Genomic DNA, 21212 nt, shown 5'->3' on the forward strand with positions numbered 1-21212 from the left:
CACCTGTGAAAGAAGAGCTCCATGCACTTGCGAGATATGAAAATCGGCATCCGCCTCAGCGGAGGCTTTGCCGCCATCTTGTTGCTGATGATGCTGGTTTCCGGCGTCGCCCTGATCCGGCTGAATGCCGTGGCGCATTCGGCCAGCGTGATGGTCGACGAAGCGCTGGTAAAGGAACGCGTTGCAAACCGCTGGGCCAACCTGCTCGGCCCGAGCATCGTCCACTCCTTTGGCATGGCCAAGGCCACAGACAGTGCGAATGAAGCCTACTTCAAGAAGAACCTGACCGAGGGGGTGGCGTCGATCAACCCGGTCCAGGAGGAGATGGGCAGGCTGCTCACCTCGCCGGATGAGAAGAAGTCGTTCGACGACGTGGTCGAGGCCCGCAAGAAGGTGTTGGCCCACCTGGCGACAATCAACAAGCTGAAGGCGGCCGGCGACAACGAAGCGGCCGGCAAGCTGGCCGACACGGACTACCAGGCGGCGCTTCAGGTCTACGGCAAGGCCGTGCAGCAGATTGCAGAAAACCAGCGGGTGCAGATCGACGCGAAAGCCCGCGAGATCCAACAGATCCATCAGAGCGGCCGCTGGGTCGTGATTTGCCTGTCCGCCGTTGCGCTGCTGGCGGGTGCCTTGTGCGCGTGGCGGCTCACCGTGGGAATCGTGCGTCCGATGCGCGATGCGCTCGGCCTGGCGGAGCGGGTGGCGGCAGGTGACCTGACCACCCGGATCGTCGCCAGCACACGCGACGAGGTCGGCCAGTTGCTGACGGCGCTCAAGTCGATGAACGACAACCTCTCGAAGGTGGTCGGCGAGGTGCGCCAAGGCACTGACACGATCGCCACGGCGTCCGGCCAGATCGCATCGGGAAACCAGGACTTGTCGTCACGCACGGAGCAGCAGGCAAGTTCACTCCAGCAAACCGCCGCCTCCATGGAGGAGTTGACTTCTACAGTCAAGCAGAACGCGGACAACGCCCGCCAGGCCAACCAGCTTGCGGCCTCGGCGTCCGAAGTGGCGGTGCGCGGCGGCAGCGTGGTGAGCGAGGTGGTCGACACCATGGGATCGATCAACTCGTCATCGCGCAAGATCGTGGACATCATCGCGGTGATCGACGGCATCGCGTTCCAGACCAACATCCTGGCGCTGAACGCCGCAGTGGAGGCGGCCCGCGCCGGCGAGCAGGGCAGGGGCTTCGCGGTGGTGGCGGCAGAGGTGCGCAACCTTGCGCAGCGCTCGGCCGCAGCGGCCAAGGAAGTCAAGGGCTTGATCGACGACTCTGTCGGCAAGGTCGAGGCCGGCAGCCAGAAGGTGGCTGAAGCAGGCCAGACGATGGATGAAATTGTCGCGAGCGTGCGCCGGGTGACCGACATCATGGGCGAGATCGCCGCCGCCAGCCAGGAGCAGACGACCGGCATCGAGCAGATCAACCAGGCCATCACGCAGATGGACCAGGTCACCCAGCAGAACGCCGCGCTGGTGGAAGAAGCCGCTGCTGCAGCCGCCTCGCTGCAGGACCAGGCGGGCAACCTGTCTCAGTTGGTGGGTGTCTTCAGGTTGGACGAGGCGCGCCGCGAAATGGCGTTCGCCTGACCGAACTCGAACGCAAAAGGACAGCGGAGGCGGCCTGCCCGCATCGGCATCGGTGCGGCGGCGCAATCGCCAAGCGGCTGTGGGTTTGCGCAGGCAGCGTGAAGCTGCAAGAGATGGGGGATTGGCCTGCCCGGAGGGGATCGAACCCCCGACAACCTGCTTAGAAGGCAGGTGCTCTATCCAACTGAGCTACGGGCAGATTCCGGGCCGGACAGAAGCAAAACGAAAAATACAGAAGAAACTTGGTCGGGGCGAAAGGATTCGAACCTTCGACCCTCTGGTCCCAAACCAGATGCGCTACCAGGCTGCGCTACACCCCGACAAGCCTTCTATTCTAGCTTGAATATCGGGTGCCCTCAGCGTTTCTCGTATTGCGTCTTGCCGAAAAGAATCTCGCGTTCCTTGTCGCCGGTGATCGGCTGGCGCAAATCGGCCAGCACTTTCACTCCGCGCTGCACTGCGGGCCTGGCGGCGATGGCGTCGAACCAGGCTTTCAGGTGCGGGTAGTCGGTGAGGGTAATGCCCTGTTTGTCCCAGCTGCGCAGCCACGGGAAGATGGCGATGTCGGCAATGGAATAGGTCTTGCCGGCAATGAACTTGTTCTTCGACAGCTGCTTGTCGATCACGCCGTAGAGCCGCTTGGCTTCGTTGCTGTAGCGCTCGATGGCGTAGGTGATCTTTTCAGGCGCATACATGCGAAAGTGATGCGCCTGGCCGAGCATGGGGCCAACGCCGCCCATCTGGAACATGAGCCATTGCAGCACGTCGTAGCGTTCGCGGTCCGACTTGGGCAGCAGCTTGCCGGTCTTGCCTGCGAGGTAAACGAGGATGGCGCCCGATTCGAAGAGCGAAATGGGCTTGCCGTCCGGACCGTCGGGGTCGGTAATGGCGGGAATCTTGTTGTTGGGGCTGATCTGCAGGAAATCAGGCGCGAACTGGTCGCCCTTGCCAATGTTGATCGGTCGGGCGTTGTACGGCAGGCCGCACTCCTCCAGCATGATGTGGATCTTGTGGCCGTTGGGCGTTGGCCAGGAATAAACCTCGATGGGCGATGCAGGCATGTCTCGGGGCTCCGATGTGCGGGTTGTGGTTCGAGGCAGGCAGGATATACGCGGCGATGCAAATGTGCGCGGGGCAGGGAATTGCGCGGCCGATGCCCGCCGCGGCGCTCAGGCGACGGCCGAAGTGGACGACAGGTGCTGGTGAATCAATGCCACCACGGCAGCGCCTTCGCCGATGGCGCCGCCCACGCGCTTGACCGAGCCCGAGCGCACGTCGCCCACGGCAAAGACGCCCTGCACGCTGGACTCGAGCGCCGCTGAGGGGCGCGCCGGAAAGCCGCTGCTCGCCGCATCGCCCGTCAGCACAAAGCCGTGCTTGTCGACCGAAACACCGCACCCCTCGAGCCAGCTGGTTTCGGGCTCGGCGCCGACAAACAGGAAGATGTTTCGGGCCGCGCAATCGTGTTCGTCGCCGGTGGTCTGGCTGCGCCACCTGGCGCCGGTCAGGCCTTCGTCGGAGCTTCCGTTCAGCTTTACCAGCTGCGTGTGCGGATGCAGTTCGATGTTGGGCGTGGCCTCGATGCGGTCGATGAGGTAGCGCGACATGCTGGCCGCGAGGGATGGGCCGCGCACCAGCACATTGACCTTGGCCGCATGCCGCGACAGGAACACCGCGGCTTGCCCCGCCGAGTTGCCGCCGCCTACCAGTGCCACCTCCTGCTGCGAACAAAGCTTGGCTTCGATGGCCGAAGCCCAGTACCAGATGCCGCGGCCTTCGAACTCGGAGAGCCGCGGAACATCGGGCCGCCGATAGCGCGCGCCGCTGGCAATGACCACCGTGCGCGCGTTGATGGTGCGCCCGTCGGCCAGCGCGATGCGCAGGCTGCCCATTGCGTTCTTGCGCGTGCAGTCCAGCGAGGTGACCTTGGCTGGAATGAGCATCTCGACGCCGAACTTCTGCGCTTGCACAAAGGCCCGGCCCGCGAGGGCCTGCCCCGAAATGCCGGTGGGAAAGCCAAGGTAGTTCTCGATGCGCGCGCTGGCGCCGGCCTGGCCACCGAAGGCGCGGCAATCGAGAACGATCACGTGCAGGCCTTCGGATGCGGCATACACCGCAGTTGCCAGGCCGGCCGGGCCGGCACCGACCACGGCCACGTCGAACAGCTCATCGCGCTCGGCGGTGTCCACCATGCCAAGGCAGCGCGCCAAGGCATCTTCGGCCGGATTGACCAGCACCGAGCCGTCGGGGCACACGGCCAGCAGCTTGCAGGTGCCGTACTGTTCGAGCAGCGCCGCGGCGTCGGGGTCTTCCGCCGCATCGACCAGGTGATACGGGTGCCCGTTGCGGCGCAAGAAGTTTTCCAGCCGCGCCATGTCGGGCGACTCGGGCTTGCCGATGAGCACCGGCCCGCTCGCACCCGATTCGATCAGCGCCACGCGCCGCAAGATCAGCGCGCGGGTAATGCGTTCGCCGAGGTCGGCCTCGGCCACGAGCAGTGCGCGCAACTGGGGCGGGGGTACGACGATCGCTTCGACGTCTTCGTCGGCATGTCCATCGACCAGGGCAGGGCGGCCGCTGAGCTGGCCCACCTCGGCAAGAAACTCGCCCGGCCCCTGGCGAACGATGGGCACCACGTGCCCGAGGCCGTCGCGCTGCGTAATGGCCACCACGCCCTTGAGCAGCACGAACATGCCAGGGCCTGTTTCGCCGGCGGTGAACAGTCTTTCCCCGCGGGCAAAACGCTGCACCGTTCCGAATCGCGCGATGCGCGCGATTTCGGTATCGCTGAGAACGGGAAAGGTCTGGTGAAGACGATTGTCGAAATTGCTGCTTGCGTCTGTGGCCATTTGAAAAAACTCCGTGTCGCGAACCCACCGCATTAGACAACCTCAGGGCCTTGGCTGGGCATTCAGGGTTGCCAGGCCGCACGGGCTGTAACACCCGTCATGCAAATGCAATGCCATTGACATGCCGGTTTCACCGCGAGTGCAGAGACTCCGTCGGCAGAAAGGGTTCCCAATGAAAGAACTGCCCAATCCGACGTTTCCGCTGTCGCAGATCGGACTGCGCGCCGCCTTGTGGCCCGTCCCTGCTGTTGCAAACGCCGCGCGCACGTCGGTGCCCGAGGCGCCTGCTGCGGTTCTGGTGCCACCGGTCGTCGATGCCAAGCAGGGCATCACGGTGAGCTGGGCGCGCCACCTCGATGACGTGCGCGCCGCGCAGCGCCTGCGCTACGAAGTGTTCGTCGGCGAAATGGGCGCACGCGTGAGCACGCCGGTGCCCGGACACGACATCGACCTGTTCGACGACTTCTGTGAGCACCTGCTGGTGCGCGACGAGCTCACGCAGCAAGTAATTGGCACCTACCGCGTGCTCACGCCGGCCCAGGCCCGGCGTGTGGGCAGCACCTACAGCGACACCGAGTTCGACCTGACCCGGCTGCGCGACCTGCGCGAGCGCATGGTCGAGCTGGGCCGCAGCTGCGTGCACCCCGATCACCGGCAGGGCGGGGTCATTCTTGCGCTGTGGGGCGCCCTGGCGGGCTTCATGCATCGCAACAAGCTCGACACGATGATCGGCTGCGCGAGCATTCCCATGTCACACAACGGCGTGACCAATGGCGATGCGGCGGCCAGTATCTGGCGCCAGCTGTCGGCCAGCCACATGGCGCCGATCCAGTACCAGGTGCAGCCAAGGCTGCCGTTGCCGGTCGAGCGCCTGGACAGCGCGCTCGACGTCGAGCCGCCCGCGCTCATCAAGGGTTACCTGCGCCTGGGCGCCAAGGTGCTTGGCGCACCCGCATGGGACCCGGACTTCAACACCGCGGACCTGCCGATGCTGATGCGCATCGACGACTTGCCGGCGCGCTACCGCAAGCACTTTCTCGGCGCATGAAACCGGCGGTCGCCCGGCCCGCCGCCAGGCCTTCGGCTTCCTTGCCCGGTCCGGGCGAGATGGCCGGCGGGGAATCGGCGTCACAGGAGCGTCACGGAAACGTCACAAACAAGGACGAAACTGTCATATTTCCGCCTACGTGTGCTCCCGTGCCCCTTGCCCCAGAATCAGTGCCCATGCAATCTGCTACCGCTGACCGGACACTTGCGGTCGCGGCATCGGCGCTCACGCTGCTCGACCGCGATCACAGCATCCTGTCTTTCAACGAGCGCGTGCTCGATTGGGCCCACAGGCCCGAGGTGCCGCTCATCGAGCGCCTTCGCTACCTGTGCATCGTTTCATCGAACCTCGACGAATTCTTCGAGGTCCGCGCCGCACCGCACCTGATTGCCAGCAGCGCCAGCGACCAGAAGGGCACCTACACCACCGAGTCTTTCGAGCGCTTGTCCGAGGCTGCCCACACGCTGGTGGGGCGCCAATATGCGCTCTACAATGACGAGCTGATGCCCACGTTTGCCAAGCACGGCATCCACATCATTTCGCACGGCGAGCGCAACGCGGCGCAGCGCAAATGGGTCAGCGAATATTTCGAGCGCGAAGTGCGCCCGTTGCTGATTCCGGTGGGGCTCGATCCGGCGCACCCGTTTCCGCAAGTGGCCAACAAGTCGCTCAACTTCATCGTGCGGCTCGGCGGCAAGGACGCGTTCGGGCGCGAAAACCCGATCCAGATCGTCAAGGTGCCGCGTGTGCTGCCGCGCGTCATTCGCATGCCGGCCAAGGTGTCGGACGGCAAGACGCTGTTCGTGGCGCTTTCGAGCGTGGTCCGCGCGCATCTGGCCGGCATGTTCCCGGGCCGCGAGGTGGGCGACTTTTCGCAGTTCCGCGTCACGCGGCATTCCGATCTTGCGGTCGACGAAGAAGACGTCAAGAACCTGCGCACCGCCTTGCGCCAGGGGCTGCAGCATCGCCACTACGGGCAAGCCGTGCGGCTCGAGGTGTCGGCGAGTTGTGCCGAGTCGCTCGCAAGCTTTCTGCTGGCGCAGTTCAACCTGCCGCCGCAGGCGCTCTATCGCGTGCATGGCCCTGTCAACCTGGCGCGGCTCACGCAGCTGATCGACCTGCTGGACGAGCCGCAGCTGCGCTTTCCGCCGTACTCGGCTTCGTACCCGGTCACGCTGTCTCCGGCGCAGTCGTTCTTCGAGCGGCTGCAGCGCGGCGACGTGCTGATCCACCAGCCCTTCGAAAGCTTCGACGGCGTGCTCGCGTTTTTGCGCGAGGCCGTGCAAGACCCGCAAGTGCTGGCCATCAAGCAGACCATCTACCGCACCGGTGCAGATTCGGAGCTCATGGACCTGCTGCGCGAAGCTGTGCGCCGCGGCAAGGAAGTGACGGTGGTGGTGGAGCTCAAGGCGCGATTCGACGAAGAGGCCAACATCAACTGGGCCGAAATGCTCGAGTCGATCGGTGCGCAGGTGGTGTACGGCGTGGTGGGCCTGAAGACGCACGCCAAGATGCTGCTGGTAACGCGCCGCGAGGGCAAGCAGATGCGCCGCTACGGCCATCTTTCCACCGGCAACTACAACCCCCGCACGGCCAAGCTCTACACCGACATCAGCCACCTGACGGCCGATCCGCTGCTGACGGCCGACATGGAAGCGGTGTTCGTTCACTTGGCAAGCCAGAGCCGCCTGCCCAAGCTCAACCGCATGTGGCTCGCGCCGTTCGACCTGCACAAGAACCTCGTTGCGCAGATCGATGCCCTGGGCATGGCTGCCGCAGCCGGAGAGCCCACGCGCATCGTTGCAAAGATGAATGCGCTGACCGACGACCAGCTGGTTGCCGCGCTCATGCGTGCGGGGCAGCAGGGCGTAAAGATCGATCTCATCGTGCGCGGTGCGTGCACATTGCCGGCGCAGGTGCCGGGGTTGACGGACAACATCCGCGTGCGCTCGGTGATCGGGCGCTTCCTGGAGCATTCGCGGGTCTTCTACTTCCGCAGCGGCGAAGAAGAGTCGCTCTACCTTTCAAGCGCCGACTGGATGAACCGCAACATGATGCGGCGCGTGGAACTGGCCTGGCCGGTTACCGATCCGAGCCTTCGCCAGCGCCTGATCGACGAATGCCTTGTGGCCTACCTGCACGACGGCCGCGATGCCTGGGACCTTGGCGGCGATGGCATCTACACGCGCGTCGACCGCGACACCCACCCTGGAGAGGCGGGTGCTTCGCGCGCCGTCGAGGCGCACGGCGCGCAGACTGCGCTCATGAACCGATATGCATCGCGAGGGCATCACGCCGATGCATCCAGCAACTGACCATCGAAAGACGATGAGCATGGACTTGATCTTCTGGCGCCATGCCGAAGCCGAAGACTGGACCGAGGGCTGCGACGACCTGCAGCGCTCCCTTACCGCGCGCGGCGAAAAGCAGGCCAAGCGCATGGCCAGCTGGCTCGACCGGCAATTGCCCGACGGCACCCGCATCATCTGCAGCCCGGCGCGGCGCTGCGAGCAGACTGCGCTCGCGCTCGGCCGCAAATACAAGCTGCGTTCCGAACTCGCGCCAGACACCACGGCCGAGGCCATGCTGGGCGCGGCCGGCTGGCCCAACGGAAAGTCGGTGGTGCTGATGATCGGCCACCAGCCGTCGGTGGGCCAGGCCATCTCGCTGCTTCTTGGACTCAAGCAGGACAGCTGCCCTGTGCGCAAGGGCGCGCTGTGGTGGATTCGAACGCGCGAGCGCGACGGCGATGTGCAGACGGTGGTGGTTACCGTCCAATCGCCCGAACTCCTGTGATGGGAGTGTGCGGGGCAGAGAATTTGCCCAAAACTGTAAACTAATTGACCAAATCAGGGCTCCGCGGCGGCGGCATGTAGGCACAATGGCCACGCCAGATGCATTTGGTCACAAATTGCATCCATAACTTACAACCACAAGGCGATTGCGCAGCAAGTGCCTTGTGTGCCGCGGATTCCCGGGCGCCAGGTGGCGAGGGCTGTTGCAGCCGTCTGTCACCGCGGATGCCCCATGAAAGCGCTCGTCTCCCTGTTGGCTGCTGCAGCCCTCCTGGCCGGATGCGCCACGAGCACGCCTGAGCCCGCACCCCAGGTACGCCACGACGCCACCCGGTCGATCTCGAGGATCGAACTCGTCTACAACGATCAGGACCAGCTGACCGTCATGGATGGCGGGGGCTCCGCAATCATCGGTTGGGCCGGGGTTTTCGGGCCGGTCGGAACGCTGGTGGCGCTCGGTGTCGAGGTGGGCACACGGGTAACGATGGCCAGCCGCATGGAGAGGCGCACGCTGGAGTTCACGGCCGCCGTGAAGAACAGTGGCGCAACGTCGCTCAACCGGCAATTCGCGGAGCAGTTGGCGGCGCGCTTGCGCACCGGGGGCCGAGAGGTAAAGCTGACGCCAGCCCTGCGCGTGGACGGCGGACTCGCGCAGCTGCAGGCAGCCGGGTTCCAGCCGACCCCCGGCTACAGCACGTTGACCGTGCGGGTCACCACCATCTATTCGGCGCCCGACATGACGTCGAGCTTCAAGCCCTTCGTCGCCATCGAGCAGACGCTCAGGAACGAGCAGCAGGCCGTTCTTTACCAGACGACCCACACCTCCGACCTGGAGGAGCCGACCTTCCTTGCGTACGACGGCTTGCTGCAGGACACGGCCAAGGCGCAGGAGGGCCTCCGGCAGGGGCTTTCGCGAATCCTCCACACCGCGTATGCCGGCATGTTCGGCGAGGACGAGTCGTCTCGCCTGGCCAGCGCGGAACCCGCCCTCACGGCCGGCCTCGAGGCAAAGTGAGATAGCTCAGGCGCCGCTGAGTTCAACGCGCCAGTTGCTGGTCTTTTGCCAGGCCAGCACTTCTTCGCGCAGCAGGTGTGCGGACTGCGGGTAGGCGTCGGCCCAGTCGGGCGCACAGGCAATCGTGAAAGCCCTGGCGCCCAAAGCCGCGAGATGCAGCGCTTGCGGATCGGGATCGCGGCGGGCGTGGCACAGGATGACTGCCAGGCGCAGCGACAGCAGCTGCATGACGAAGGTTTCATCATCCAGTGCGGCCTCGAGCTTGCGCAGCTTGCCGCGTTGGCCCAGAACCAGCTGGCCGAGCGCGTGCAGTTCATTCACGGCAAAGCCGGGTGCGTCGGTGTTGTCCAGGATGTAGGCGCCGTGCTTGTGATAGTCGCTGTGCGAAACCAGCGTGCCGATCTCATGCAACTGCGCCGCCCAGCCCAGCTTTCGCAGCGCCCGGCCGGCGCGGCTGGTGGCGCTGCCGCCGCGTGCCGCCGGCGTGAGCTGCACGAAGAGTGCGGCGGCCGTTTCGCCCACTCGCCTGGCCTGGGCTGCATCGACAGAAAAGCGGCTGGCCAGCCGCGCCACCGTGGCGGTGCGCAAATCGGCCACGCCTTCGTCTCGTTCCAGCAACTCGTAGAGCACGCCATGGCGAAGCGCGCCCTGGGCCACTTTCATTTCTTCAATGCCGAGCAGGTCGAACACGGCCCGCAGCACGCTCACGCCGCCGCCAATGACGGGCTTGCGGTCTTCCCGCATGCCGTCGATGCGCAGCTTGTCGGCGCTGCCCGCCTTCAGCAGGCGGTCGACCAGCCAGTCGAGCCCGTCGCGGGTGATCAGGCCCGGCTCTCCGCCGGCGGCGGCCAGCACGTCGCCGACCGCGCCAATGGTGCCGGAAGCGCCGTACGCCACATCCCACTGGTCGCGGGTGTAGCTGGAGAGCGCATCGTCCAGCACGGCCTTGGCGGCCACCTCGGCGGCGCGGAATGCGGCCGGGGTGAAGAGGCCTTCCGCAAAGTGCTTCATCGACCACGCGACGCTTCCGACGCGGTAAGACTCCATGAGCTCGGCTTCCAGTGCGCGGCCGATGATCATTTCGGTCGAGCGCCCGCCGATGTCCACCACCAGGCGGCGCTCCCGGTCGGAGGCGTCGGTGTGCGGGAGCATGTGTGCCACGCCCTGGTAGATAAGGCGGGCCTCTTCGCGCCCGGGGATCACGTCGATGCCAAACCCCAGGATGGTGCGCGCCCGCAATAGAAATTCTTCGCGGTTGCGGGCTTCGCGCAGCGTCTGGGTGGCCACGGCGCGCACCTGCGATCGCTTGAAGCCGGCCAGCCGCTCGCCAAAGCGGGCGAGGGCGTCCCAGCCGCGCTGCATCGCCTCGGGCGTGAGGTTCCGGGCGCTGTCCAGGCCGTTGCCCTGGCGCACGGTCTCCTTGAGGTATTCGGTGCGGTGAATCTGGCCGTAATCGACCTGTCCGATTTCGAGCCTGAAGCTGTTCGAACCGAGATCGACTGCGGCGAGGCGGGTGCCGTTTTGCATGTAGTTGTAGTGATGAAGAAGGCGGGTGGCCCTCATCGTAGCGCCGTGAAAGACGGTGGCAGCTGCGCCGACGCCCGAATCGCCGGCGGCGAGGCTCGGAAGGCTATGCCGCGTGAATGACGGTTGTGTGACAGCGTCATACAAGCCGCATGGCAGCCAACGCCATTTTCCCTCTGTGGCGGGGTGTCACACCGATGTCACACAAGCTTTCTAGAGTCCGTCCCAAGCCCGAAAGGGACTACTTCTTACTTCTAAAAAAGGAAGCCTCATGAAAACGACTTTCAAATTTGCAGCCGCCGGCCTCGTGGCCGCGGTCTTCGCTCAAGTTCCCGCTTTTGCACAAGACGTAACCGGCGCCGGCGCGAGCTTTCCCGCACCGCTGTATGCCAAGTGGGCGTCTGACTTCAACAAGAGCACCGGCGTCAAGATCAACTACCAGTCGGTCGGCTCGGGCGCGGGCCTCAAGCAGATCGAAGCCAAGACGGTCGATTTCGGCGCGTCGGACGCTCCCCTGAAGGACGAAGAACTCCAGGCCAAGGGCCTGATGCAGTTCCCCACCGTCATCGGCGGCGTGATTCCGGTAGTGAACATTCCCGGCATCAAGCCCGGCGAACTGAAGCTCAACGGCCAGGTGCTCGGCGACATCTACCTGGGCAAGATCACCAAGTGGAACGACCCGGCCATCAAGGCGCTGAACGGCTCGCTGGCCCTGCCTGATGCCGCCATTGCGCCGGTTCGCCGCGCCGACGGTTCGGGCACCAGCTTCCTGTTCACCAATTACCTGAGCAAGGTCAACGCCGAGTGGAAGACCAAGGTCGGCGAAGGCACGGCCGTGAACTGGCCCACCGGTGCGGGCGGCAAGGGCAATGAAGGCGTTGCCGCTTTCGTGAACCGCCTGCCCAACTCGATCGGCTATGTCGAATACGCCTACGTCAAGCAGAACAAGATGACCTACGCGCAGCTGCAGAACGCGGCCGGCAACTTCGTATCGCCGGAAGACACGGCATTCAAGGCCGCCGCCGCCGCTGCCGACTGGAGCAAGAGCTTCTACCAGGTGCTGACCAACCAGGCCGACAAGGGCGCATGGCCGATCACCGGCGCGACCTTCATCCTGATGCACAAGTCGCAGGACAAGCCCGCCAACGCAACCACGGTGCTGAAGTTCTTCGACTGGGCCTACAAGAACGGCGACAAGACCGCCGACGACCTGGACTACGTGCCGATGCCCGATACGGTGAAGGCCACGATTGCCAAGGCATGGGGCGAGGTGAAGGACGCATCGGGCAAGCCGGTCGCGTTCAAGTAAGCAACCCACCCATCAAGCCAGGAACGGCGCATTCATGAGCACCACTTCGCTCGAGGATGCGCCGCTTTCGTCATTGCCGGAGCGACCCGTGTCATCCACTTATCCTGCTTCCGCATCCACGCTCGACCTCGCGGCCGAGCGCGGGCGCGCCACCTCTCCACCGCCAGCCAAGGCACCGCGCTCCGGCCCGATGGCCGACCGCCTGTTTGGCTGGGCCGCAAAGGGCGCCGCGCTGCTCACGCTTGCAATGCTGATCGGCATCCTGCTGTCGCTGATCGCCGGTGCATGGCCCGCCATCTCGAAATACGGCCTCGGCTTTCTCACCAGCAGCGTGTGGGACCCGGTACAGAACGAGTACGGCGGCCTGGTCATGATCTACGGCACGCTGGCCACTTCGATCATTGCGCTGGTGATTGCGGTGCCTGTGAGCTTCGGCATTGCACTGTTTCTTACCGAGCTTTCGCCCAGCTGGCTCAAGCGCCCGCTGGGCACGGCCATCGAGCTGCTCGCCGCTGTGCCGTCCATCGTTTACGGCATGTGGGGCCTGCTCGTGTTCGGCCCGATTCTTTCCACCTGGGTGCAGCAGCCGCTGCAGAAGCTGCTCGCAGGCGTGCCGTACCTCGGCGCCCTCGTGTCCGGCCCGCCGGTGGGCATCGGCATTCTTTCGGCCGGCATCATCCTCGCGATCATGATCATTCCGTTCATTGCATCGGTGATGCGCGACGTGTTCGAGGTGACGCCGCCGCTGCTCAAGGAGTCGGCCTACGGCCTTGGCTCCACCACCTGGGAGGTGGTCTCCAAGGTTGTGCTGCCGTACACCAAGGCCGGCGTCATCGGCGGCATCATGCTCGGCCTTGGCCGGGCGCTGGGCGAAACGATGGCGGTCACCTTCGTGATCGGCAACATGAACCAGCTCAATTCACTGTCGGTGTTCGAGGCTGCCAACAGCATCACCTCGGCACTCGCCAACGAGTTTGCCGAAGCCGGTGCGGGCCTTCACCAGGCTGCGCTGATGTACCTGGGCCTGGTGCTGTTCTTCATCACCTTCGTGGTGCTGACGCTTTCGAAGGTGCTGCTGGCGCAAATGAAGAAGAGCGAAGGGACCAAGTCATGAGTACGAGCACCGCTCAAAACCTGCTGAACGCCAAGGCGCTGGCCGAAACGCGCCAGGCCAAGTTCGCCGCGCGCAACCGGGTCAACAAGATCGCGCTTACGCTGTCGCTTGCGGCCATGGTGTTCGGTGTTTTCTGGCTCATCTGGATTCTTTGGGAAACGCTGCGCCTGGGCCTTGGCGGCCTGGCGCTTGCCACTTTCACCGAAATGACCCCGCCCCCCAATGAGGCGGGCGGCATCGCCAATGCGATCTTCGGGTCGTTCGTGATGGTGATGCTCGCAACTTTCGTGGGCACGCCGATCGGCATCATGGCCGGCATCTACCTGGCCGAGTACAACCCCAAGGGCTGGCTCTCGTCGGTCACGCGCTTCGTCAACGACATCCTGCTGTCGGCGCCGTCGATCGTGATCGGCCTGTTCGTGTATGCCGTGGTGGTGGCGTACTTCAAGACCTTCTCGGGCCTTGCGGGTGCACTGTCGCTGGCGCTGATCGTGATTCCGGTGGTCATTCGCACCACCGAGAACATGCTGCAGCTGGTGCCGCCGGGCCTGCGCGAAGCGGCCTATGCACTTGGCACGCCGAAGTGGAAGGTGATCCTGAGCATCACCCTGCGCGCCGCGCGTGCCGGCGTGGTCACGGGTGTGCTGCTGGCCGTGGCGCGCATTGCGGGTGAAACCGCGCCGCTGCTGTTTACCGCGCTGAACAACCAGTTCTGGACCGCCGACATCAGCCAGCCGATGGCCAGCCTGCCGGTGACGATCTTCAAGTTTGCGATGAGCCCGTACGAAAACTGGCAACAGCTGGCCTGGGCCGGCGTGTTCCTGATCACCGTGGCCGTGCTTGCCCTCAACATCCTGGCGCGCGTTCTCACGCGCAACAAACTCTGATTCAAGAAGAAGTAGCAACCATGCCAAACACCGTCGTACAACCGTCGCGCTCGAAGATCTCGGTCAAGGACCTGAACTTCTACTACGGCAAGTTCCACGCGCTCAAGGGCATCAACCTCGAGATCCCAGAGAACAAGGTCACGGCCTTCATCGGCCCGTCGGGCTGCGGCAAGTCGACCCTGCTGCGCACCTTCAACCGCATGTTCGAGCTCTACCCGGAGCAGCGCGCCGAAGGCACCATTGCGCTGGACGGCGAGAACCTGCTCACGTCCAAGCAGGACGTGGCGTTGATCCGCGCGAAGGTCGGCATGGTGTTCCAGAAGCCCACGCCGTTCCCGATGTCGATCTACGACAACATCGCCTTCGGCGTGAAGCTGTTCGAGAACCTGAGCGCCAGCGAAATGGACGACCGCGTCGAGTGGGCCCTGAAGAAGGCCGCCCTCTGGACCGAGGTGCGCGACAAGCTGCAGCAAAGCGGTTCGGGCCTTTCGGGCGGCCAGCAGCAGCGCCTGTGCATTGCACGCGGCATTGCCATCAAGCCCGAGGTGCTGCTGCTCGACGAACCGTGCTCCGCGCTCGACCCGATTTCGACCGCGAAGATCGAAGAGTTGATCGCCGAGCTGAAAAACGAGTACACCGTGGTCATCGTGACGCACAACATGCAGCAGGCCGCACGCTGCAGCGACTACACCGCGTACATGTACCTGGGCGACCTGATCGAGTTCGGCGCAACGGAACAGATGTTCTTCAAGCCGCAGCGCAAGGAGACCGAGGACTACATCACCGGCCGTTTCGGCTGATGCCAAGGAGGCACACATGACTGAAAAACATCTCTCCAGCCAGTTCGACAGCGAACTCAACGGCGTTTCGTCGCGCGTGATGGAGCTCGGCGGCATGGTCGAGGCGCAGATCCACCAGGCGGTGTACGCGCTGCTGCAGTTCGACCCCGATGCGGCCGACCGCGTGATGGAAACCGAGCACCGCGTCAACGCGATGGAGATCGAGATCGACCGCGAGCTGTCGTCGATCATTGCGCGCCGCCAGCCGACCGCGCGCGACCTGCGCCTGCTGATTGCCATTTCGAAGACCACCGCCAACCTGGAGCGCGTGGGCGACGAGGCCAACAAGATTGCGCGCATGGTCAAGTCGATCATCGAGAGCGGTTCTGCGCGCGCGCTGCCTTCGAACGAGCTGCGCATTGCGGCCGACCTGGCCTCGGGCCTGCTGCGTACCGCGCTCGACGCATTCGCGCGCCTGGACACGGCCGCGGCGCTGTCGATCCTGAAGGACGACGACCTGATCGACAAGGAGTTCGACGGCTTCGTGCGCAAGCTGGTCACCTACATGATGGAAGACCCGCGCACCATCTCGGCCAGCCTCGACCTGCTGTTCCTGGCAAAGGCCATCGAACGCATCGGAGACCACGCCAAGAATATTGCCGAGTTCATCATCTACATCGTCAAGGGTGCCGATGTGCGGCACACTTCGATGCAGGAAATCGAATCGGCGCTGCAGTAACAACAAGCGCCAGACTCCCCAGAAAGCATGAAGAAACCCCGAGTCCTGATCGTCGAAGACGAGTCGTCGATCGCCGAGCTGATCGCCGTCAACCTGCGCCACAACGGCTTCGAGCCGATCTGGTCGGAAGACGGTGCCGCAGCCCAGCGCGAGATCGACGCTTTCCTGCCGGACCTGATCCTGCTCGACTGGATGCTGCCGGGCCAAAGCGGCCTGCAGCTCGCCCGCCAGTGGCGCAAGGACGCACGCACCAAGGCAATCCCCATCCTGATGCTGACCGCGCGCGGCGACGAGCCCGACAAGGTGGCAGGCCTGGACGCGGGCGCCGACGACTACATCACCAAGCCGTTTTCCACCCAGGAAATGCTCGCGCGCATCCGCGCGGTGCTGCGCCGCCGCGCACCCGAGGTGGTGACCGAGCGTGTCGAAATCGGCGAGCTCGCGCTCGACACCGCCACGCACCGTGTCACCTGGCAGGGCAACGCGCTCAAGGTGGGGCCCACCGAGTTCAAGCTGCTGGCCTACCTGATGCAGCATGCCGAGCGCGTGCACAGCCGTGCGCAACTGCTCGACAAGGTATGGGGCGACCACGTCTACATCGAGGAACGCACGGTCGACGTGCACGTCAAGCGCCTGCGCGAATCGCTGGGTGCCGCGGCGCCCATGGTCGAAACCGTGCGCGGCGCCGGCTATCGCCTGACGGCCCAAGTCACGGTTTGAAGAGCGCGGTGTTCATCGGCCGCGGGCGCGGATAATCGCGCGCCATGCCTTTCCGTATTGCTACGTTTCTCATAGCGTCCCTCGCAATAGGAGTGGGCGCTGCAGTCATTTTTGGCTGGAAGTTCGGATGGCTGGGCGCATGGCTCGGCGCTGTGCTCTGGCTGGCGCTGGACGCATGGCGGGCCGAGCGCCTGCTGCGGGTGCTGCGCAACAACGCATCGGGGCTGCCCACGCGCGGAGCCGGCGTGTGGGGTGAACTCGCGGAGCGCATTCGCAAGCTGCTGCGCGAGCGCGAGCAGCAGACCCGGCAGGCCGAAGAGCGCCTCCAGGAGTTTCTGGCGGCCATCCAGGCGTCGCCCAACGGCGTGATCCTGCTCGATGAGCAGGGCCGCATCGAATGGTGCAACCAGACGGCGGCCGCCCAGTTCGGCATCAACGCCGAGCGCGATCTTCTGCAGCATCTTGCAAACCTGGTGCGCGACCCGGCCTTCGTGGCCTACCTGGCCTCGTGGAACTACAGCCGCGACGTCGTCATCGACGCCTCCGGCCCCGGACAGGCGCAGCAGCGCAGCCATCCGGTGAGGCTTTCGGTGCAAGTGCATCCCTATGCCGGCAACCGCCGCATGCTGCTCACGCGCGACATCACCGCCGTAGAGCAGGCGGAAGCGATGCGGCGCGACTTCGTCGCCAATGTGTCGCACGAAATCCGCACGCCGCTCACGGTGCTGGCCGGCTTTGTCGAAACGCTGCAGAACCTCCCGCTCGATGCGGAAGAGCGCACACGGTACCTTTCGCTGATGAGCCAGCAGTCGCACCGCATGGAAACGCTGGTGAACGACCTGCTGACGCTTTCGCGCCTCGAAGGCAGCGCGCCGCCTTCGGGCACCCAGTGGATTCGCATCCGCGCGCTGCTTGCCCAATGCGAAGACGAAGGACGCGGCTTGTCGGGGCGGCTGGTGCCGCAGGGGCACCGCCTTTCTTTCACCATCGAGGCCGAGTCCGAGATCTCTGGCGCGCCGACCGAACTGCAAAGCGCCATGTCGAACCTGCTGACCAACGCCATTCGCTACACGCCCGGCGGAGGCGAGGTGGCGGTGAGCTGGCGGCTGCTGCCCGATGGGCGCGGCGAATACGCGGTGCGCGACACCGGCCCCGGCATTGCCGCGGAGCACATTCCCCGCCTGACCGAACGCTTCTATCGCATCGACCGCAGCCGTTCGCGCGAGACTGGCGGCACCGGGCTGGGCCTTGCCATCGTCAAGCACATTGCGCAGCGGCACGGGGCTGAGCTGCGCATAGAGAGCACGGTGGGCAAGGGCTCTCGTTTCGCACTCGTTTTTCCGCCCAACCGGGTGCGGGAAGCGCGGCTGCTATCGAAGTGAACGCTGCATCGTCCACCGGAGCAGCGCCCCGAACAGCACGGCCGTGACCGCGAGTGCGCCCGAGCCCATGAGCCAGAACGCCAGGGGCGATTGCATCGCAGGCCAGGGCCCCAGGCCGCGATAGGCCAGCAGATAGCTGCCGCCAAGGCCCAGGCCCCACAGCAGCGTGCAATAAATGACGAGCGGCGCCAGCGTGACGCGGTAGCAGCGCAGCACGAAGACGCACAGCGTCTGCAACGCATCGGCAAAGTGATAGACCGCCACCACCAGCAACAACGCTGCGGCAATCGCGACCACGGCCGGGTTGTCCGAATACACATGGGCCAGCTTGAAGCGCAATGCCACCATCGCGCCGGCAAAGAACAGCGCGCACAGGGCGGTGAGTTCAAAGCCCAGGCGGCAGGCACGCCGCGCCCTTGCCGCTTGGCCGGCACCCAGCCAGAAGCTCACGCGCGCGCTGGTGGCAATGGCCAATGAAAGAGGCACCATGTAGGCCACTGCCAGCAGGTTGGAGGCAATCTGGTGCGCGGCGGCCGCGGCCGTGCCGAGGCGGGCGATGAACAGCGCCATCAAGGTGAACGAGGTCACTTCCACCAGCACCGCCAGCCCGCCGGGAATGCCCAAACTCGCAAACTGGCGGATCTGCCGCCAGTCGGGCGCCTCGATGCGTTCCCACAGCCGGTAGTCCTTGTAGAAGGAACTGCTGCGCAGGAGCCATGCCGCACAAGCCAGCATGGCCCAGTTCACGCACAGCGTGGCCCAGGCGCAGCCTACCAGGCCCATGGCCGGCAGGCCCGCGCCGCCAAAGGTGAACCAGATCGACAGAGGCAGCTTCACGAACAGCGAGCCGAGCTGCAGCCAAGTGACCACCTGCGGCTTGCCAAGGCTTTGGTTCAGCGTGCTGAACAACCGAAAGAGCAGGGCAGGCGGCAGCGCGAAGGCCAGCACCGCGAGGTAGGCCTCGACGCCGGCGCGCATTTCCGGAGGCACCTGGGTCCAGCGCAACACGGCGCCGGGAAACAGCAGCACCACCATGCCGACGGCGATGGTGATGGCGCTCAGGTAAAGCGACTGCCGCACCGAGCGGCCGACCTCGCTCCTGCGATCGGCGCCGTGCAGTTCGGCCCACACCGGCAGCAGCGCCTGCAGCACGCCCATCAGCGAGACGAACACGCTGACGAAGACGGCCGCGCCCACAGAAAGCGCCGCCAGCGCGCTCTCGGCATAGCGCCCGGCCACGATGGTGTCGGTCACGCCGAATGCCATGACGGCCAGCTGGCCGACCAGCACCGTGCCGGCGTGCCTTGCGATCAGACCTCTTTCGCCAATCACTTGCTACGGTGCAATCTTTTGATAGAGCAGCAGGTCGTCGGTCGCGCTGCTGGGCCGGCGCAGCGTGCCGCTGAAACGCCATTGCTCCAGGGGAATGATGGTGTGCAGCCGCTCGATGGTTTCAGGGCTGACCAGCAGCCACGGGCAATTGGTGCCAAGCAGCAGCGGCTGCAGGTTGAACCGGCCGTGGTGCTGCAAGGCCGCAATGTGCGCCCGGCTGAGCGCCAGTTCGGCAACGCAGCTCGGCTGCCCGACCCGCTCGGCCACCGCGCGCACTTGGGGAACGTAGCTGCGCGCGTAGTCGATGGAAGGCAGCCAGAGCGTCATCAGCAGCATCCAGCACAGTGCGGTGCCGCCGGCCGGGAGCACCAGCGTTTTCCACAACGCGGCGCGGTGGCGGCCGGTGCGCCAGCGCACCACCCAGCACCAGGCAATGGTCGCGGCCAACGCCAGGACAAACGGAACGACCGAGAACTCGGGCACGAAGCCGGGCACCAGGCGCGCCACGCTGGCCGCCGGCTTCGGCGGCACGCCGGTCTGCATGGCGATCCAGTAGATCCAGCCCAGCACGGCCAACCCGCTGAAGAACAGAACGTTGAACCAGTCGATCAGCGCCGCCGCGCTGCGCCGGAAGGTGGGCAGCGCGAACGCGGCCAATGTGGCGAACGCCGGCAGCGCCAGCAGCAGCGAACGGTCCGAATAGTCGGTTGTCCAGGTGGCGGCCAGCGGCACCAGCGCAAACCAGAAGGGCAGCGCCACATGGCGTGCGGTGAGCTGGCGGCGCCAGCGCCAGAGCGTCCAGATCGCGAGGGGCCACACCGGCCAGGTGAACCACACCAGCAGCTTGGCCTGGCTGCGCACGTCGCCCAGCACGGAGGTGCTGCTCGGGTGGCGGCCCGGCAACTGGATTTTCCATTCGAGCAGTCCAAGCCCGATGGCCAACGCCGCGGCGACCAGCGCAACCGCAACCATCGTCACTAGCGCCCCCCGGGTGTAGCCGGGGCCTTCGTCCGTCGTAACGTCGGCCTTCCGGGCGGTGCGCCGTTCGTAGGCCATGAAAAGCGCGCTACCGATGGCCAGCGCCAGCCCGACGGTGGGACCGCCGCTCAGCGTCATTCCGACCGTTCCGACGATCAGCGCGATCACGGGGCCGACTCGGCGGTACGGCAGCGCGGCCACGCCGTAGAAGAGATGCGATGCGAAGTACAGCTGCGCCAGTGCCGGCGTGGTTTCATGGCCGAGCTGGGCCAGGCCCAGGCAGGCGATCAGCGCCAGCAATCCGCCGTCGGCGATGGCGCGGGCGTAGTCGGTGGGGCGTGCCTCGCCGCCGAAGGCAAAGGCCACCGGCTGGGCCCGCGAGGTGCGGGCAAGGTAGTAAACCGCGTACCAGGTGGCAGTGAACGTGCCCCAGAGCATCAGCGCAAAGACGATGCGCACGGCCAGGTCGGGGTGCAGCCACGAGGGCGCGATCTTGATGGCCCAGGCGCCGATCCAGTACGGAATGAGCGCCGGCGTTTCAGGCCGGAGGCCCAGCAGCATGGGGTCGAACCAGCGCGCGATGCCTTCGGTGGTGCGCGCCAGCTCGGCCATGTAGCCGAACGAGGTGATGTCTGCGCTTTTCCACGGGCCGCGTCCCACGAGGCCCGGCAGAAGATAGGCGGCGCATAACAACAGCAACGCGATGCGCGGCAACCGGCGCACGGCGCTCTGGGCAACGATCGCAGGAGTGGGCTGATTCACAAAGATGAGCGAACGGCGGTTTTAGGAAAGAAAAAGGGCAGCGCGGTAAACCGGGCTGCCCTCTGTGCGAAAGCGCGTGCTTTACTTGGAAGCAGCGCCGGTGGTCTTGCCGAAGCGGTTGCGGAACTTCTCGACGCGACCGCCCATGTTGTCGACCGACTTTTGCGTGCCGGTGTAGAACGGGTGCGATTCGCTCGTGGTGTCGAGCTTGAACAGCGGCAGTTCGCGGCCGTCGTCGGTCTTGCCCATTTCCTTGGTGTTCGCGCACGAACGGGTCACGAACTTGAAGCCGTTCGACATGTCGACGAACAGAACTTCGCGGTAATTCGGGTGGATGCCTTCTTTTGCCATGGTGTTTCCTTTGGGGTCGATGCGAGAGCCACAAG

Annotated in this window: 18 protein-coding genes and 2 tRNA genes; 12 read left to right on the forward strand and 8 right to left on the reverse strand. The window is 65.3% G+C overall.

The annotated features are described in order from the left end of the window. The first annotated feature begins 21 nt into the window (after nucleotides 1–21). Nucleotides 22–1593 (forward strand): methyl-accepting chemotaxis protein, encoded by a 1572-nt coding sequence (locus tag QHG62_RS09295; RefSeq protein ID WP_281150600.1) that lies wholly within the window; start codon nucleotides 22–24, stop codon nucleotides 1591–1593. A 122-nt stretch (nucleotides 1594–1715) separates the two neighbouring features. Here the strand turns inward: QHG62_RS09295 and QHG62_RS09300 are convergent. The 4 genes from QHG62_RS09300 to QHG62_RS09315 form a co-directional block, all read right to left on the reverse strand. Continuing rightward, nucleotides 1716–1792: transfer RNA gene (locus QHG62_RS09300), tRNA-Arg, on the reverse strand. Nucleotides 1793–1836: 44 nt separating this feature from the next. After that, nucleotides 1837–1913 (reverse strand) — tRNA-Pro (locus QHG62_RS09305). A 36-nt stretch (nucleotides 1914–1949) separates the two neighbouring features. Beyond that, a complete protein-coding gene (locus QHG62_RS09310) occupies nucleotides 1950–2654 on the reverse strand; it encodes a glutathione binding-like protein (protein WP_281150601.1) in 705 nt (234 codons plus the stop codon). A gap of 108 nt (nucleotides 2655–2762) precedes the next feature. Beyond that, the gene (locus QHG62_RS09315) at nucleotides 2763–4442 is read right to left on the reverse strand and encodes an FAD-dependent oxidoreductase (RefSeq protein WP_281150602.1); all 1680 of its coding nucleotides are present in this window, start codon (nucleotides 4440–4442) and stop codon (nucleotides 2763–2765) included. Nucleotides 4443–4614: 172 nt separating this feature from the next. Here QHG62_RS09315 and QHG62_RS09320 point away from each other — a divergent pair, with 172 nt between their 5' ends. The 4 genes from QHG62_RS09320 (at nucleotide 4615) to QHG62_RS09335 (ending at nucleotide 9300) form a co-directional block, all read left to right on the forward strand. Further along, on the forward strand, nucleotides 4615–5490 hold the full coding sequence (locus tag QHG62_RS09320; RefSeq protein WP_281150603.1) for a GNAT family N-acetyltransferase: 876 nt from the start codon (nucleotides 4615–4617) through the stop codon (nucleotides 5488–5490). 176 nt (nucleotides 5491–5666) lie between these two features. Continuing rightward, on the forward strand, nucleotides 5667–7805 hold the full coding sequence (gene ppk1 / locus QHG62_RS09325; RefSeq protein WP_281150604.1) for a polyphosphate kinase 1: 2139 nt from the start codon (nucleotides 5667–5669) through the stop codon (nucleotides 7803–7805). Nucleotides 7806–7824: 19 nt separating this feature from the next. Further along, complete coding sequence (locus QHG62_RS09330) at nucleotides 7825–8286, forward strand: SixA phosphatase family protein (protein WP_185868070.1); 462 nt, start codon at nucleotides 7825–7827, stop codon at nucleotides 8284–8286. Nucleotides 8287–8517: 231 nt separating this feature from the next. Continuing rightward, nucleotides 8518–9300, forward strand: coding sequence for a hypothetical protein (locus tag QHG62_RS09335; protein ID WP_281150605.1), 783 nt, complete (start codon nucleotides 8518–8520; stop codon nucleotides 9298–9300). Nucleotides 9301–9306: 6 nt separating this feature from the next. Here QHG62_RS09335 and QHG62_RS09340 read toward each other — a convergent pair whose 3' ends face one another. Continuing rightward, on the reverse strand, nucleotides 9307–10827 hold the full coding sequence (locus tag QHG62_RS09340; protein ID WP_281151553.1) for a Ppx/GppA phosphatase family protein: 1521 nt from the start codon (nucleotides 10825–10827) through the stop codon (nucleotides 9307–9309). A gap of 268 nt (nucleotides 10828–11095) precedes the next feature. On the opposite strand from QHG62_RS09340, the gene pstS reads away from it, so the two are divergent. Genes pstS through phoR form a run of 7 tightly spaced genes read left to right on the forward strand, consistent with a single transcriptional unit; the run spans nucleotide 11096 to nucleotide 17754 of the window. Next, on the forward strand, nucleotides 11096–12133 hold the full coding sequence (pstS, locus tag QHG62_RS09345; RefSeq protein WP_281150606.1) for a phosphate ABC transporter substrate-binding protein PstS: 1038 nt from the start codon (nucleotides 11096–11098) through the stop codon (nucleotides 12131–12133). Between the two features lie 34 nt (nucleotides 12134–12167). Further along, a complete protein-coding gene (gene pstC, locus QHG62_RS09350) occupies nucleotides 12168–13247 on the forward strand; it encodes a phosphate ABC transporter permease subunit PstC (RefSeq protein WP_281150607.1) in 1080 nt (359 codons plus the stop codon). Next, nucleotides 13244–14134 (forward strand): phosphate ABC transporter permease PstA, encoded by an 891-nt coding sequence (gene pstA, locus QHG62_RS09355; RefSeq protein WP_281150608.1) that lies wholly within the window; start codon nucleotides 13244–13246, stop codon nucleotides 14132–14134. Before pstC ends, pstA begins: the two co-directional genes overlap by 4 nt. A gap of 20 nt (nucleotides 14135–14154) precedes the next feature. Next, a complete protein-coding gene (gene pstB, locus QHG62_RS09360; protein ID WP_281150609.1) occupies nucleotides 14155–14934 on the forward strand; it encodes a phosphate ABC transporter ATP-binding protein PstB in 780 nt (259 codons plus the stop codon). A 16-nt stretch (nucleotides 14935–14950) separates the two neighbouring features. Beyond that, the gene (gene phoU, locus QHG62_RS09365) at nucleotides 14951–15652 is read left to right on the forward strand and encodes a phosphate signaling complex protein PhoU (protein ID WP_281150610.1); all 702 of its coding nucleotides are present in this window, start codon (nucleotides 14951–14953) and stop codon (nucleotides 15650–15652) included. 27 nt (nucleotides 15653–15679) lie between these two features. Further along, nucleotides 15680–16372 (forward strand): phosphate regulon transcriptional regulator PhoB, encoded by a 693-nt coding sequence (gene phoB, locus QHG62_RS09370; RefSeq protein ID WP_126746518.1) that lies wholly within the window; start codon nucleotides 15680–15682, stop codon nucleotides 16370–16372. A 44-nt stretch (nucleotides 16373–16416) separates the two neighbouring features. Further along, entirely contained in the window at nucleotides 16417–17754 is a 1338-nt protein-coding gene (phoR, locus tag QHG62_RS09375) for a phosphate regulon sensor histidine kinase PhoR (RefSeq protein ID WP_281150611.1), read from the forward strand. Here the strand turns inward: phoR and QHG62_RS09380 are convergent. From QHG62_RS09380 to QHG62_RS09390, 3 genes are all read right to left on the reverse strand, one after another. Continuing rightward, nucleotides 17743–19086: an MATE family efflux transporter gene (locus QHG62_RS09380; protein WP_281150612.1), complete on the reverse strand. Its 1344-nt coding sequence runs from the start codon at nucleotides 19084–19086 to the stop codon at nucleotides 17743–17745. The two genes, phoR and QHG62_RS09380, sit on opposite strands and share 12 nt — an antisense overlap. A 3-nt stretch (nucleotides 19087–19089) precedes the next feature. Next, complete coding sequence (locus QHG62_RS09385) at nucleotides 19090–20826, reverse strand: hypothetical protein (RefSeq protein ID WP_281150613.1); 1737 nt, start codon at nucleotides 20824–20826, stop codon at nucleotides 19090–19092. Nucleotides 20827–20907: 81 nt separating this feature from the next. After that, nucleotides 20908–21177 carry a type B 50S ribosomal protein L31 gene (locus QHG62_RS09390; RefSeq protein WP_019653042.1) on the reverse strand — a complete coding sequence of 90 codons (270 nt, stop codon included), beginning with the start codon at nucleotides 21175–21177 and terminating at the stop codon, nucleotides 20908–20910. Between the last annotated feature and the right edge of the window lie 35 nt (nucleotides 21178–21212).

The sequence above is a fragment of the Variovorax paradoxus genome, from assembly GCF_029919115.1.
GTDB lineage: Bacteria > Pseudomonadota > Gammaproteobacteria > Burkholderiales > Burkholderiaceae_C > Variovorax > Variovorax paradoxus_O.

Bases quoted from the DNA above. Each gene is read 5' to 3' on its own strand.
- phoB (WP_126746518.1), top strand. From the start codon at position 15,680: ATGAAGAAACCCCGAGTCCTGATCGTCGAAGACGAGTCGTCGATCGCC.
- ppk1 (WP_281150604.1), top strand. From the start codon at position 5,667: ATGCAATCTGCTACCGCTGACCGGACACTTGCGGTCGCGGCATCGGCG.
- QHG62_RS09295 (WP_281150600.1), top strand. From the start codon at position 22: ATGCACTTGCGAGATATGAAAATCGGCATCCGCCTCAGCGGAGGCTTT.
- pstS (WP_281150606.1), top strand. From the start codon at position 11,096: ATGAAAACGACTTTCAAATTTGCAGCCGCCGGCCTCGTGGCCGCGGTC.
- pstB (WP_281150609.1), top strand. From the start codon at position 14,155: ATGCCAAACACCGTCGTACAACCGTCGCGCTCGAAGATCTCGGTCAAG.
- QHG62_RS09340 (WP_281151553.1), bottom strand. From the start codon at position 10,827: ATGCAAAACGGCACCCGCCTCGCCGCAGTCGATCTCGGTTCGAACAGC.
- QHG62_RS09335 (WP_281150605.1), top strand. From the start codon at position 8,518: ATGAAAGCGCTCGTCTCCCTGTTGGCTGCTGCAGCCCTCCTGGCCGGA.
- pstA (WP_281150608.1), top strand. From the start codon at position 13,244: ATGAGTACGAGCACCGCTCAAAACCTGCTGAACGCCAAGGCGCTGGCC.
- phoR (WP_281150611.1), top strand. From the start codon at position 16,417: ATGCCTTTCCGTATTGCTACGTTTCTCATAGCGTCCCTCGCAATAGGA.
- QHG62_RS09310 (WP_281150601.1), bottom strand. From the start codon at position 2,654: ATGCCTGCATCGCCCATCGAGGTTTATTCCTGGCCAACGCCCAACGGC.
- QHG62_RS09390 (WP_019653042.1), bottom strand. From the start codon at position 21,177: ATGGCAAAAGAAGGCATCCACCCGAATTACCGCGAAGTTCTGTTCGTC.
- phoU (WP_281150610.1), top strand. From the start codon at position 14,951: ATGACTGAAAAACATCTCTCCAGCCAGTTCGACAGCGAACTCAACGGC.
- QHG62_RS09315 (WP_281150602.1), bottom strand. From the start codon at position 4,442: ATGGCCACAGACGCAAGCAGCAATTTCGACAATCGTCTTCACCAGACC.
- QHG62_RS09330 (WP_185868070.1), top strand. From the start codon at position 7,825: ATGGACTTGATCTTCTGGCGCCATGCCGAAGCCGAAGACTGGACCGAG.
- QHG62_RS09320 (WP_281150603.1), top strand. From the start codon at position 4,615: ATGAAAGAACTGCCCAATCCGACGTTTCCGCTGTCGCAGATCGGACTG.
- pstC (WP_281150607.1), top strand. From the start codon at position 12,168: ATGAGCACCACTTCGCTCGAGGATGCGCCGCTTTCGTCATTGCCGGAG.